Here is a 12,124-nt window from a genome sequence, read left to right as displayed (position 1 = left end):
GAGTTGTCCACAACCCCGGCGATCCTCAGCGCTTGCCGTGGAGGATCGTCACCAGCTTGGCCACCAGGGCGTCCGTCGATTCCTTGCGGTTGAACGACGTCAACGTCAGCGGGGCCGTGAAGCGCTGGCGGGCGATCGCCTTCGTGCGGGCGAACTCGCGCAGGCCCTCCGGGCCGTGGATGCGGCCGAAACCGGAGTCGCCGACGCCGCCGAACGGGAGTGACGCGATTCCGGCGAAGGACAGCGGGGCGTTGATCGACGTCATGCCCGTGCGCAGCTTCTCCGCCAGCTCCACGCCCCGGGACTTCGAGAACACCGTCGAACCCAGGCCGTACTTCGTGTTGTTCGCGCGCTCGACCGCTTCGTCCATGTCGCGGACCTTGGCGATCGTCACCGTCGGGCCGAACGTCTCCTCCGTCACCGCCTCGGAATCCTCCGGGACGTCGACCAGCACTGTCGGCTGCGCGTAGCGGTCGCCGACCGCCTCTTCGCCGCCCAGGACCGCCCGGCCGCCGCGGGCCAGTGCGTCCTGGATGTGGCGCTTGATCACGCCCAGCTGGGACGGCATCGTCACCGGGCCGTACTGGGCCGCCTCGTCCGAGCCCGCGCGGACGTCCTTCGACTTCTCGACCACCTTCGCCACGAAACTGTCGTGGACCTTCTCGTGGACGTACACCCGCTCGACGCCGATGCAGGTCTGCCCCGAGTTGGAGAACGCGCCCCACACCGTCGCGTCGGCGGCGGCGTCGAGGTCGGCGTCCGCGTCGACCAGCACCGGGTCCTTGCCGCCCGCCTCGATGACCACCGGGGTCAGCGTCTCGGCCGCCGCGGCCATGATGCGCTTGCCCGTTGCCGTCGAGCCGGTGAAGGCGATCTTGTCGACCCCGGCCCGCACCAGCGCGGCGCCCGTCTCGCCGAAGCCGGTGATCAGCTGCAGCACCGGCTGCTCCGGCACGATCTCGGCGAACGCGTCGACCAGCCACTTCCCGACGCCCGGCGTGTACTCACTGGGCTTGAACACCACGGCGTTGCCCGCCGCGAGCGCGTACGCGACCGAGCCCAGCGGGGTGAACACCGGGTAGTTCCACGGGCCGATCACGCCGACCACGCCCAGCGGCTGGTACTCCACCGTCGCCGCCTGGTTGGACATCAGCAGCCCCGCCGACCGCTTCTGCTTCCCGAGCACCTTGCGCGCGTGCTTGCCCGCCCACGCGATGTGCTCGATGGCCAGGACGCTCTCCAGCTGCGCGTCGGCGATCGGTTTCCCGGTCTCGTCGCGGACGACCTGGCACAGCTGCGGCAGCCGCCGCGTCAGCACGCCCTTCCAGCCGCGGAGCCGCTCGGCGCGCCCGGCGAAGCCGAGCCCCGCCCACCACTCCGCCGCGACGCGCGCCCGTTCGACGGCCGCCTCGACGTCCTCGGCCGTGTGGATCGGGTACGTCCCGACCACCTCGTCGGTCGCCGGGCTGAGCGAGTCGAAGGTCTCGCCGACCGTCGTCGGCTTCGGCTGGACGGCAGTCATCGGCGTCTCCCGTAGGTCGAGGGTCAGCCCAGGTTACGACGTTACTGACGTTGCGCCAATAGCTCGTGCGGGCTTCCGCACCAGCATTCCACCGGCGATCGCCGCGGCAAAGACACCGAACAACGGCGTGACCCACAGCGGCAGCACGCCGACCGCGAGTGACCCGAGCCCGAAGCCGGCGGCCTGGACCGTGAAGCTCAACGAGAACCCCGCCGACCTGCGGTTCTTCGGCAGCACGCGCTGCAGGTTGACCGAGGTGGCGGCCACCAGCGGACCCGTGCAGGCGCCGATCAAGGCCACCGACCCCAGCAATCCCGGCCACCCGGAACCGGCGGCGAGGGTGAGCCCGCCGGCGACGAACCCGCCGAGCAACAGCCGCGGGTCGCCGGTCTTGCCCCGCCACGCGTAGAGCGCACTGCCCGCGATGCTCGCCCCGCTCAGCACGGCGATCACGACGGGCGCCGCGGTCGCGGGCGCGCCCAGCCGCTGGACCAGGGGCAGTGGCGCCACCTCGATCGTCGAAAGCAGCAGCCCGACGGTGAACGCGCAGCCGAGCCACGGCAGGTACGTGGCCAGGCGCGGCGCCGGGACGTCGTCGCGGGATTCCACCCGATCGGGCTCCCCCGTGCGGCGCGGGACCAGCACGGCGGCCGCCACGCAGGCGACGGCCATGGCGGCGAGCGGCACGAACGTGCCGGCGAGGTCGAGCAGCGCCACCAGTGCCGGGCCGCCGATCAGCACGCCTTCGAGGATCATCGCGTCGACCGAGAGCGCCCGCGGGAGCAGCGCGTCGTCGACCGTCTCGGCCAAGAGCGTCCGGAACGCACCCGACAACGCGCCGGCCGAGACGCCGGGCAGCAGGACGAGCGCGACCAGGACCAGGGCGGGCGCGTGGGTGGCCAGCGCGAGCACGACGTACCCGGCGGCGGTCAGGAGCAGCAGCGCCGGCAGGCCCCGCGCGGGGCCGACCCGGTCGAGCAGCCGCCCGACCGGCACCGCGCACACCACCTCGGCGGCGACGAAGACCGACATCAGCACGCCGCCCAGCCGGTAGGAACCGGTCGTGGCCGTGGTCAGCAGGGTGAACGCGAGCGGCGCCATGGTCGCCGGGAGCCGGGCGAATTGGACACCGGCCGACCAGCGCCAGTACGCGCGATGGGTGAACAACGACATGCCGTCACGCTCTCCTGGAGCACGTCCGCGGCATACTGATTCGGGTGAGAGCGAATCAACCGTGATCGAGCTGGCCCTGACGGCGGCCGGGAGCCAGCGCGTCCGCTTCGCGATTTCGCCGTTGGAGGAGGTGCTGGGCGCGGTCCAGACGCTGCTCGGCCTCCGGCGGCACCCCGCGCCCCTGCCGTGGCTCTCCGACGTGCCCGACGTGCCCGAACTGATGGCGGTGCTGAGCGCCCGGCACTACATCACCGAGTTCCTGAGCCCGCCGCCCGGCGGTCCCGAGACGACCGCCGAAGCGCAGCTCGAGGTGGTTCGCGCGACGCCGCCCGCGCAGGTGGCGCTGGAGCTGGGCATGGTCGACGCGGACCTGTCCGCGCTGCCCGGCGACCCGGCGGCCGCGCGCGACCTGCTCGCCGGCCAGCTGGAAACCGTGTGGCAGGCGGTGCTGGCCCCGCAGTGGCCGCGCCTGCGCGAACTGCTCGCGGCGGACATCGCGCACCGGACCCGGCTGCTCGGTTCGGGTGGCCTCGCGACGATGCTGGCGGAGCTGCACCCGCGCGTCCGGCTTTCGGGGACGTCGGTGCTGGTCGACGTCCGGGCCCGGGAGCGGCTTTCGATCGACTCACGCGGCTTGCTGTTGATCCCGGCGGTGTTCGCGTGGCCGAACGTGGGTGTGGTGACGGTGCCACCGTGGCAGGTTTCGCTGCTGTACCCGGCTCGGGGCGTGGCTTCGCTGTGGAGTGCCCCCGAGCCTTCCGAACCGCTGGCGGAGGTGCTCGGCCGGACCCGAGCGCTCCTGCTGACCACCCTCGACCGCCCGGCGGCGACGACCGAGCTGGCCGGGCGGCACGGACTGGCCCCGGCGACGGTTTCGGCCCACCTGACGGCGTTGCGCGCGGCGGGGTTGCTGGCTTCGGAGCGGCGCGGGCACCGGGTGCTGTACCGGCGCACGGAACTGGGCGACGCTTTGCTGACCGGGAAGCTCTGAGCGGGACTAGGCTGGAAACGACCACCCGTGAAGGAGAACCATCGATGCGTATCGTCCATTTCGGACACGCCTGCCTGTTGCTGGAGACCGGTTCCGAGCGGATCCTGATCGACCCCGGCGTCTTCTCCACCGGCTTCGAGGGTGAGCGGGAGCTGTCCGCCGTGCTGGTCACGCACCAGCACTTCGACCACCTCGACGTCGAACGGCTGCCCAAGGTGCTCGAAGCCAACCCCGGGGCCAAGCTGATCGTCGATCCCGGGTCCGCTCCCGAAGCCGAGAAGCTCGGCCTCGAGTTCGAGGTCGCCGACGTCGGGGACGCCTTCGCCGTCGGGGACACCTCGATCAAGGCCGTCGGCGGGGAGCACGCCGTCATCCACTCGGACATCCCGGTCATCCCGAACATCGGGTACGTCTTCGACGACGGCGCCTTCTTCCACCCCGGCGACTCGTTCTTCGTGCCCGAGCAGCGGATCGACGTCCTCGGGCTGCCCACCGGGGCGCCGTGGCTCAAGGCCGGGGAGGCCGTCGACTACCTGCGGGCCGTCGCACCGCGGGTGGCCGTGCCCATCCACGAGGCCGTGCTCGCCAACCCCGCCATGCACTACGGCCTGTTCGGCAACCTCGCGCCCGAAGGCACCGAGGTCAAGGTGCTCGACCGGGGCGAACCCGCGAAGTTCTAGGCCGCCACCGCGCGCAGCGAACCGTAGGTCGCGCCGAACGCCCGGTTCTCCAGGGCGACGTCCACCGCGTCCAGCAGGGCCTGGCGGAGGCCGGGGCGGGTCAGGTCCGTGGCGTCCACCCCCAGCCGGACCAGCCCGCCCCGGCGAGCCGCGCGCGCCGCCGCCAGCACCAGCGCGAAGCAGCGCACCGTCTCCGTGCGGTGCGACTGGCTCGTGAATTCCTGGACGCGGGCGCGGCGCACTTCGCCGGTGACGAGGTCACGGACCGCGCCGAGGTCCGCGCACAGCCGGAACCCGTGCTCGGCCAGTGCCTGCAGGGTGCCCTGGGACGCGATCCAGCGCGGCGGCGCGAAGCCGTCGACGGCCAGACCCGCGTTCTCCAACGCCGCCTTCGCCGCGATCAGCCGCAAGCGGGCCTCGTGCGCCGGCAGCGTCGCGAACTCCGCCCGCTTGCCCAGGTACACCGTGCGGTGCGTCGGGGTGACGGTGTGGTCGTAGCCGTGCAGCAGCACGGAATCACCGCGGCGGGCGCGGGTGCGCACCCACTCCGTCACCGGGCCTTCGCCGGTGCGGGCGGCGTAGAGCACCGAGAGCGGCACTCTGCGGCGGTCGAGCTCGGCCGCGAGGTCGGCGCACCGGTGCAGCGTGCGCGGGGTGATTCCCGACAGCGAAACCAGCAAGCGAGCGTCCACGCCCCCATTGGCGCGCACGCGTCTGAAACTCCCGTGAACTGCGCAGAACGGGCGGGCGACCGTTGCCGGAAGGGTCAGCCGCCCTCGCGCAGCCGCTGCACGGCGACCGCGATCCGGCCACGCAGGTCCGGGTCGGCGACCTGGCCGTCGGCGACGTCGGCCCGCGAGACCGGGATCCGCGCGCACGCTTCCTCGACGATCTTCGCGCCCGCGTACGTCAGGACCTTGCGCAGCGAGTCGTGCGCGTCCCGGCCGCCGGTCGGGGCCGCGATCGAGGAGGCGTTGATCCACGCCACCGGCTTGCCGTACACCTCGCCGCCGCCGACCGTCCAGTCGAGGAGGTTCTTGAACGAGCCCGGCAGGCCGCCCGCGTACTCGGGCGTGCAGATCAGGACCGCGTCGGCTTCCCTGAGCGCGGCCCGCAGCGAAGCGACCTCGGGGTGCAGCGGCTCGCGGTCGTCATCGGGGTTGAAGTGCGGCAGATCGGCGAGGCCGGTGTACGTCTTGCTCGCGGTGAGGGTCGCGACGGTCCCCAGCACCGCCGCATTGGCCGAGCCGGCTCGCAGGCTGCCGCAGATCAGCAGGATCACGAAGCCAGTCTGCCAGCGGAAGCCCGGTGATGCGCTGGTACGCCTCGACGTACCGGTCACGGGTGGCCGTCACCACTTCGGGCGGCAACGGCGGCAGCGGGGACACGCAGTCCCAGCCGGACGCGGGGTCGACCAGCCAGTCGCGCACGTGCTGCTTGTCGAACGACGGCTGCCCGACGCCGGGCTGGTGGCCCTCGGCGAGCCAGTAGCGCGCCGAATCCGGCGTCAGCAGCTCGTCGGCGAGCACGAGGCCACCGTCGGCGCCGATGCCGAATTCGAACTTCGTGTCGGCCAGCAGCAGGCCCTGCTCCGCGGCGCGCGCGGCACCCCGGCGGTACAGCTCCAGCGATGCCTCCCGGACCTCCTCGGCGAGCGCGCGGCCGAGCACGGAGACGCACGTGTCGAAGTCGATGTTCTCGTCCTTGTCGCCGGGGCGCGCCTTGGTGGACGGCGTGAAGATCGGCTCGGGCAGCCGCGCCGACTCGGCGAGGCCCGGCGGCAGCGTCAGCCCGCACACCGCTCCCGACCTGCGGTAGTCCGCGTACCCGCGGCCGGTGAGGTAGCCGCGGACGACCGCCTCCACCGGCAGCATGTCGAGCCGCTCGACCAGCAGCGCGCGACCGCGGACCGCCTCGGGGACGAGCGGCCCGTCCCAGGCCACGAGGTGGTTCGGCAGGACGTCGGCGAGCTCGCCGAACCAGAACACGCTCATCGCGGTGAGCACGCGGCCCTTGCCGGGCACCGGCGTCGGGAAGACGCGCTCGAAGGCGGAGATGCGGTCGGAGGCGACGACCAGCAGGCGGTCGTCGCCCACGGCGTAGAGGTCGCGGACCTTGCCCGTGGCGAGCCGCTCGAGCGCGGGGAGGGGTGTCACGCGCTGAACCCTAACGGGCACCCTCCGCCACCATGGATGATGCTCGCATGGCGTACGACTGGATCTCGGTGACGACCGACTACGGCCTGCGCGACGGCTTCGTGGCGGCCTGCCACGGCGTGATCGCGCGGCTCGCGCCCGCGGTGCGGGTGATCGACGTGACGCACGAAGTACCGCCCCAGGACATCCGGCACGGGGCGATGGCGCTGGCCCAGACCGTCCCCTACCTGCCTGAATCGGTGCACGTCGCCGTGGTCGACCCGGGGGTCGGCACGGACCGGCTCGGCGTGGTGGTGGTCGCGGCGGACGGGCTGCTGGTCGGGCCGGACAACGGCCTGCTGCTGCCGGCCGCGCACGCGCTGGGCGGGGTCCGGGCGGCGTACGAGCTGGCGGAGCCGTCGCTGCGGCTGCCGGCGACGTCGGCGACGTTCCACGGCCGGGACGTCTTCGCGCCGGCGGCCGCGCACCTGGCGCTGGGCGTGGCGCCGGCGGACTTCGGCGACCCGGTGGCCGACCTGGTGGCGATGCCCGAGCCGTTCGTGGCCGCCTTCCCCGGGAAGCTCGTGTCGGAGGTGCTGACGGTCGACCACTTCGGCAACGTCCAGCTGGCCGCGACCCCGGCGGACCTCGAACTGTCGGGCCTGTCCGGTGCGGTCACCGTGCACAGCGAGCGGGTGGCGGTGACGACGGTGCTCGGCCGGACGTTCGCCGACGTGCCCGCCGGCGCCTCGGTGCTCTACACCGACTCGGCGGGCCGGCTCGCGGTCGCCGTGAACGGCGGCTCGGCGGCGGCCGTGCTCGGGCTCGGGCCGGCCCAGGAGTGCACGATCACCTCGTCACCGACGGCGACCTGACCCGGCCGCAGCACGGCGGCCTTCATGCCGAACGTGACCCCGCCCTCCGCGTGACGGCGGTAGGTCGCGAGCGTGCGGATCGGCTCCGGGCCGGCTTTCTCGCCGGTCCCCTGGTCGACCATCGGGACGGTGCAGCGCACGCATTGCTTGGCGTAGCCGAACTCCGCCGTGCCCGCGCGCATCGCGCGAACTTCGTCCTCCCGGTGCGGTTCGAGCCAGCCGGAGATGACGACGTTGGGGCGGAAGCGATCCATCGGCACGGGTTCGCCGCCGCGTTCGAGGATGCGGTCGTTCAGTCCTTCCAAAGAGGACTCGGAGGCGACGAGCAGCGCGTGCCCGTCGGCGAAGGCGGCCGTGCCCGGGGTCTCGCCACCGGTGACGCGCTCGTGGTCGGGCGCGACGCCGATGAGCATGGACGGCAGGCCGAGCAGGTCCGAGAACCACTCGGCGGCTTCGGCGCCCTGGTGGATGCCTTCGCCCTGCCAGGAGAACGTCGACCCCGGGTGCCGCGGGCCGTCCCGCCGGATGTCGAGGACTAGCTCGTCCCGGCCCGGCGCGGACAGCGCGAGCCGCGCGCCGAGCACCCGCGGGCGGACCGACGCCAGCACCGGGTAGCGGCGCTGGCTGCGGAAGTCGCCGTCGGGCGCGACGACCTGGAAGGCGCGGTCGTGCGCCAGCCCGGCCGGGGTGACTTCGGCCGACGGGACATCGGTGCCGGCACACCCCTTGACCGGGTAGTACGTCAACCGCGCGATCTTCGCCATGCCCGCAGGCTACCCGCGGGCGTGGCGGTGAAGCGCCCGGTTTTCAGAGGACCTGAGAGAGGAACCGCTGCAGCCGGGGGCTCTGCGGCTCGTCGAAGATCTCCGCCGGGGCGCCCTGCTCGACGATGCGGCCCGCGTCCATGAAGGCCACCTCGTCCGCCACGCTGCGGGCGAACCCCATCTCGTGCGTCACCACGATCAGGGTCAGGCCGCGGGAAGCCAGGCCCGCCATCAGGTTCAGCACGCCCTTGACCAGTTCCGGGTCCAGGGCGCTCGTGGCCTCGTCGAAGAGCATCACCTCGGGGTCCATGGCCAGCGCACGGGCGATGGCGACGCGCTGCTGCTGGCCGCCGGACAGGGCGCTGGGCCGGTACGGCGCCTTGTCCGCCAGGCCGACTTCGGCCAGGCGGGCCCGGGCGATCGCCGCCGCTTCCTCCTTGCTGAGCTTCTTCACGCTGCGCAGGGGGAGCACGATGTTGTCCAGCACCGTTCGGTGGCCGAAGAGGTTGAAGTGCTGGAACACCATGCCGACGCGCTGACGCAGCTCGTCCGGGTCCGACTTGATCACCGATTCGCCGTCGAGCAGGAGGTCACCGGAGTCGGGCTCCTGCAGGCGGTTGACGCAGCGCAGCAGCGTCGACTTGCCGGAGCCGGACGGGCCGATGATGCACGTCGTTTTGCCGCTCTCCACGCGGAGGTCCACTCCGCGCAGGACTTCGAGCGTGCCGAAGCTGACGTGGATGTCCCGCAGCTCCACACTGGACGAACGCACCGCCGTCGTCACGAGCCGACCTTCCCGCTGGCGACCAGGTCCAGCTCGTCTCCGTCGCCCGGCTCGTCCGCGCGCACCTTGCGGCCGGTCCGGAGCTTCTTGTCGATGTAGTTGACCAGGTGCGTCAGCGGCACGGTGATCACCAGGAAGAACACGCCCGCGGCGACCAGCGGCGAGAGGTTGCCGGTGTTCGCCGCGAGGTCCTGGCCGATCCGGAACAGCTCGCGCTGGCCGGACAGCAGCCCGAGCACGTAGACGAGGCTGGAGTCCTTGACCAGCGCGATGAACTGGTTCACCAGCGCCGGCAGCACCCGCCGGACACCCTGCGGGATGATCACCAGCAGCATCGACTTGGTGTAGCTCATCCCGAGCGCCCGGCTGGCCTCCAGCTGGCCCTTGTCGACGCTCTGGATGCCGGCCCGGAAGATCTCGCCGATGTAGGCGGCGGCGATCAGCGACAGCGCCAGGATGCCCATCGGGTACGGGTTCGTGCCGACGACGTCCCGCGCGAGCGTGCCGAGACCCTGGCCGATCAGCAGGATCGTCAGGATCGCCGGCAGCCCGCGGAAGATGTCGGTGTACACCCGCGCGGGCCAGCGCAGCCACCACTTGGTGGACAGGCCCATCACGGCCAGGACCATGCCGACCACGGTGCCGATCAGCGCCGAGGACACGGACAGGATCAGCGTGTTCAGCAGCCCGGTCTTCAGCAGGTCCGGCAGGACCTGGGAGATGTAATCCCAGCTGAGGAACGTGTTGATGAAGTCGTTCACAGTGGACTACTGCCCCGGCTTGAATTCGGCGGGCACCGGCGCGGTGGGCTCGAACTGGTCGTGCACCTTGACCCAGGTGCCGTCCGCGATGACCTTCTTCAAGCCGTCGTTGATCTTGTTGATCAGGTCCGTGTTGCCCTTCTTGAAGGCGAACCCGTGCGGGATGGTCGTGGTGATCGCCTTGGTCACCTTGAGCTTCGCGTCCGCGTTGTTCTTCGCGTAGTCCTCGGCGGTGGCCTGGTCGAACACCGCGCCGTCGATCGCGCCGGTCTTGAGGGCGTTGAGCGCGGCGGCGTCGTTCGGGAACCGGACGGCCTGCGCCGTCGGCGCGTTCGAGCCCAGCCACGTGTCCGAGACCGTGCCCTGGACGACGCCGATCCGCTTGCCGGACAGCGATTTCTCGTCGGTGATGCCGGCGGTCTCCTTGGCTTCGATGCCGAGGGCCTGGTAGTTGTACGGCGCCGAGAAGTCGACGGTCTTCTTGCGGGCGTCGGTCTGGGAGATGGCCGAGCTGCCGATGTCGAACGTGCCGTTCGCGACCTGGCCGAGCAGCGCCGAGAACTCCGTCGCGGCGAATTCGAGCTTCAGGCCCTCCTTGGCCGCGATGGCCTTGAGCAGCTCGTTGTCGAAGCCGGTGTAGTTGCCGTTCTCCTGGTAGGCGTTCGGCTTGGAGTCGCTGAGCGTGCCGACGCGCAGGGTCTTCCCGTCACCGCTGTCCGAGCCACCACCGCACGCCGCGAGCGCGGCCAGCAGGGTGGCGGTCAGCGCCGTGACCAGTGTCTTCCTCATGCTTCTCCTAACCCTGGAACCCGGCCGGCACCGGAGCGGTCGGCAGGAACTGCTGGTGCAGCTTAAGCCAGGTACCGTCGGAGATCACCTGCTTGAGCCCGTCGTTGATCTTGCCGAGGAGCTCGGCGTTGCCCTTCTTCACGGCGAAACCGTGCGGCACGTCCGTGACGAAGCTCTTCACGACGACCAGCTTGGCGTCCGGGTTGTCGGTGACGTTCTTCTCGGCGATGGACTGGTCCAGGATGTACGCGTCGACCGCGCCGCTCTTGAGGGCGGTCAGCGCCGCGGCGTAGTCGGGGAACCGCACGGCCTGCGCCGTCGGGACCGTGCTGGTCAGCCAGTGGTCGCCGACGGTGGCCTGGATGACGGCGACGCGCTTGCCGGCCAGCCCCTTCTCGTCGGTGACCGGCGTGCCCTGCTTGGCCTGGATGCTCATCGTCTCGAAGTCGTAGGCCGCGGAGAAGTCGACCGTCTTCTTCCGCTCGTCGGTCTGCGCGATCGCCGAGCTGGCGATGTCGTAGCGGCCCGACGCGACCTGCCCGAGCAGCGCCGAGAAGTCGGTGGCGGCGAACTCCAGCTTCAGGTTCTGCTTGGCCGCGATGGCCTTGAGCAGCTCGTTGTCGAAGCCGGTGTAGTTGCCGTCCTTGAGGTAGATGTTCGGCGGCGCGTCGCTCAGCGTGCCGACCCGCAGGGTGGCGGAGGAAGCGCTGTCCGAGCCACCACCGCAGGCGGTCAGGGTCAGGACGGCGGCCAGTACGGTGACGATCAGCTTCTTCATGTCACGCACCCAGGTTCTTCACGGGCAGGCCGGGGCCGCCCTGCTGGAGCTGTTTCGACAGCGGGGTGTTCTTGTAGAACTGCGCGTAGATCCGGGCGACCGTGCCGTCCGCGATCGCCTTCGCCAGCCCGTCGTTGAGCTTGTTCAGCAGGTCGGTGTTCTTCTTGGCCACCGCGAACGCCGACGGCGTGTCCTTGTCCTCGACGGTGTAGCCGAGCTCCAGCGGCACACCCGGGTTCTGGTCCAGGTACTTCTGGCCGATGTCCTGCGGCACGACCCAGCCGTCCAGCGTGCCGTTCTTCAGCTGCGCGAAGCCGGCGTTGTAGTCCGGGAAGCGGACGACCTGGGCCCCGGCGACCTTGCCCGCGAACTCGTCCTGCACCGAACCCTGGACCACGCCCAGGCGCTTCCCGCCCAGCGCGCCGGCCTCCTTGAGGTTCGCGCCCTTCGCCGTGACGACCGTGGTGAAGCCGGTGTTGTAGCCGTTGGAGAAGGCGACGGTCTTCTTCCGCGCCTCGGTGCTGGAGATCGTCGAGCTGCCGATGTCGAACTTGCCGCCCGCGACGCCGGCGAGCAGGCTGGAGAACTCGGTGCCGACGAACTCGACCTCGAAGCCTTCGCGCTTGGCGATGTCGCGCAGCAGCTCGTTGTCGTAGCCGGTGAACCGGCCGTTTTCCAGGTAGATCGACGGCGGGGCGTCGCTCAGCGTTCCGACGCGGAGGGTCTGCCCCGCGGCCGACGTGCCCGAAGAGCCCGAGGTGCCCGAGCTACCGCAGGCGGCCAGGGTCAGCGTCAGCGCGCCCGCGGTGACGACCGCGGCGATTTTCGACAGCGTGGATCTCATCGCTTCTTCCAGAGGTTGGCGCGCAAGG

14 protein-coding genes are annotated in these 12,124 nt (G+C 71.3%); 3 read left to right on the top strand and 11 right to left on the bottom strand.

All coding sequences use genetic code 11. The annotated features are described in order from the left end of the window. Window positions 1-25: 25 nt before the first annotated feature. On the bottom strand, window positions 26-1,522 hold the full coding sequence (locus ACLJPY_RS37680; protein WP_410595777.1) for an aldehyde dehydrogenase family protein: 1,497 nt from the start codon (window positions 1,520-1,522) through the stop codon (window positions 26-28). Between the two features lie 33 nt (window positions 1,523-1,555). Then, window positions 1,556-2,695 carry an MFS transporter gene (locus ACLJPY_RS37675; RefSeq protein ID WP_410595776.1) on the bottom strand — a complete coding sequence of 380 codons (1,140 nt, stop codon included), beginning with the start codon at window positions 2,693-2,695 and terminating at the stop codon, window positions 1,556-1,558. A gap of 61 nt (window positions 2,696-2,756) precedes the next feature. Here ACLJPY_RS37675 and ACLJPY_RS37670 point away from each other — a divergent pair, with 61 nt between their 5' ends. Next, window positions 2,757-3,686, top strand: coding sequence for a DUF5937 family protein (locus ACLJPY_RS37670; RefSeq protein ID WP_410595775.1), 930 nt, complete (start codon window positions 2,757-2,759; stop codon window positions 3,684-3,686). 44 nt (window positions 3,687-3,730) lie between these two features. After that, window positions 3,731-4,366, top strand: a complete 636-nt coding sequence (locus tag ACLJPY_RS37665) for an MBL fold metallo-hydrolase (protein ID WP_410595774.1) — start codon at window positions 3,731-3,733, stop codon at window positions 4,364-4,366. Here ACLJPY_RS37665 and ACLJPY_RS37660 read toward each other — a convergent pair. The 3 genes from ACLJPY_RS37660 to ACLJPY_RS37650 all read right to left on the bottom strand — a co-directional run bounded on the left by ACLJPY_RS37660 (window position 4,363) and on the right by ACLJPY_RS37650 (window position 6,522). After that, a complete protein-coding gene (locus ACLJPY_RS37660) occupies window positions 4,363-5,058 on the bottom strand; it encodes a DUF2334 domain-containing protein (protein WP_410595773.1) in 696 nt (231 codons plus the stop codon). The genes ACLJPY_RS37665 and ACLJPY_RS37660 overlap by 4 nt on opposite strands. A 74-nt stretch (window positions 5,059-5,132) precedes the next feature. Then, window positions 5,133-5,597, bottom strand: a complete 465-nt coding sequence (locus ACLJPY_RS37655; RefSeq protein ID WP_410595772.1) for an NADPH-dependent FMN reductase — start codon at window positions 5,595-5,597, stop codon at window positions 5,133-5,135. Then, window positions 5,518-6,522: a phosphoribosylaminoimidazolesuccinocarboxamide synthase gene (locus ACLJPY_RS37650; protein WP_410595771.1), complete on the bottom strand. Its 1,005-nt coding sequence runs from the start codon at window positions 6,520-6,522 to the stop codon at window positions 5,518-5,520. Before ACLJPY_RS37650 ends, ACLJPY_RS37655 begins: the two co-directional genes overlap by 80 nt. A 47-nt stretch (window positions 6,523-6,569) precedes the next feature. Between ACLJPY_RS37650 and ACLJPY_RS37645 the strand changes: the two genes are divergently transcribed. Continuing rightward, window positions 6,570-7,376 carry an S-adenosyl-l-methionine hydroxide adenosyltransferase family protein gene (locus ACLJPY_RS37645; RefSeq protein ID WP_410595899.1) on the top strand — a complete coding sequence of 269 codons (807 nt, stop codon included), beginning with the start codon at window positions 6,570-6,572 and terminating at the stop codon, window positions 7,374-7,376. On the opposite strand, the gene ACLJPY_RS37640 is transcribed toward ACLJPY_RS37645, so the two are convergent. From ACLJPY_RS37640 to ACLJPY_RS37615, 6 genes are read right to left on the bottom strand one after another with little or no spacing between them, the layout of a single operon-like run. Further along, window positions 7,259-8,140 (bottom strand): MOSC domain-containing protein, encoded by an 882-nt coding sequence (locus ACLJPY_RS37640; RefSeq protein WP_410595770.1) that lies wholly within the window; start codon window positions 8,138-8,140, stop codon window positions 7,259-7,261. The two genes, ACLJPY_RS37645 and ACLJPY_RS37640, sit on opposite strands and share 118 nt — an antisense overlap. A 43-nt stretch (window positions 8,141-8,183) precedes the next feature. After that, window positions 8,184-8,924, bottom strand: coding sequence for an amino acid ABC transporter ATP-binding protein (locus tag ACLJPY_RS37635; protein ID WP_410595769.1), 741 nt, complete (start codon window positions 8,922-8,924; stop codon window positions 8,184-8,186). Next, complete coding sequence (locus tag ACLJPY_RS37630) at window positions 8,921-9,685, bottom strand: amino acid ABC transporter permease (RefSeq protein WP_410595768.1); 765 nt, start codon at window positions 9,683-9,685, stop codon at window positions 8,921-8,923. The genes ACLJPY_RS37635 and ACLJPY_RS37630 overlap by 4 nt, the downstream gene beginning before the upstream one ends. A 6-nt stretch (window positions 9,686-9,691) precedes the next feature. Beyond that, window positions 9,692-10,474 (bottom strand): ABC transporter substrate-binding protein, encoded by a 783-nt coding sequence (locus tag ACLJPY_RS37625; protein ID WP_410595767.1) that lies wholly within the window; start codon window positions 10,472-10,474, stop codon window positions 9,692-9,694. A gap of 7 nt (window positions 10,475-10,481) precedes the next feature. After that, on the bottom strand, window positions 10,482-11,252 hold the full coding sequence (locus ACLJPY_RS37620; protein ID WP_410595766.1) for a transporter substrate-binding domain-containing protein: 771 nt from the start codon (window positions 11,250-11,252) through the stop codon (window positions 10,482-10,484). Between the two features lies 1 nt (window position 11,253). Continuing rightward, window positions 11,254-12,096 carry a transporter substrate-binding domain-containing protein gene (locus ACLJPY_RS37615; protein ID WP_410595765.1) on the bottom strand — a complete coding sequence of 281 codons (843 nt, stop codon included), beginning with the start codon at window positions 12,094-12,096 and terminating at the stop codon, window positions 11,254-11,256. Window positions 12,097-12,124 lie beyond the last annotated feature (28 nt).

This window comes from Amycolatopsis sp. lyj-23 (assembly GCF_046549135.1).
Taxonomy (GTDB): Bacteria; Actinomycetota; Actinomycetes; order Mycobacteriales; family Pseudonocardiaceae; genus Amycolatopsis.
Note: the sequence above shows the minus strand (reverse complement) of the source record. Positions and strands in the feature narration are given on the sequence as shown.